The sequence below is a fragment of the Megasphaera sp. AF13-6AC genome, from assembly GCF_027685385.1.
Taxonomy (GTDB): Bacteria; Bacillota; Negativicutes; order Veillonellales; family Megasphaeraceae; genus Megasphaera; species Megasphaera micronuciformis.
In genome coordinates, this window is the sequence record NZ_JAQCUN010000340.1 from 1 (window position 1) to 568 (window position 568).

Sequence of the window (568 nt, forward strand, 5' to 3'; positions counted from 1 at the left end):
CTCGCTGGAAGTAATATTGCAACCGAAAGATACGATTGAAGCCGAGAACATTCCTTTATCCGTTGCTTACGAAGATGACTATCTGATAGTTGTCAATAAACCGCCGGGTATGTTAATGCATCAAACGTCTTCCGAGCGTTTCGGTACCTTGGCCAACGCCGTCATGTATTATTATAAAGTACACGGCTATGACCACGACTACCACCCCGTACATCGGTTAGACCGTAATACATCCGGTCTTTGTTTGATTGCCAAAGAAAGTTATGTGCAACACCTTTTTGACAAAAACAGACTTTTTTACGCCCGAACGTATACGGCCCTTGCACAAGGCCGCTTTCCGACTATGTTGGCAACGGTTCATACGCCCATAGGGCGCGATCCGGACAGTATCATTAAACGCAATGCCAGAGAGGACGGAAAAGAAGCTCATTCCGATTTTACTCGCTTGGCCGTCTGTGATGATTTCAGTCTTATACGCATTACACTTCACACGGGGAGAACACATCAAATCAGGGTACATAGTGCCTACTTGGGACATCCCCTTATAGGTGACGATTTATACGGCGGC

At 46.3% G+C, this 568-nt stretch carries 1 protein-coding gene; it reads left to right on the forward strand.

Annotated features, from left to right (window positions below; all coding sequences use genetic code 11):
- Positions 1 to 16: 16 nt before the first annotated feature.
- On the forward strand, positions 17 to 568 hold a 552-nt coding region (locus PGX78_RS09330; protein WP_270446690.1), incomplete at its 3' end, for an RluA family pseudouridine synthase.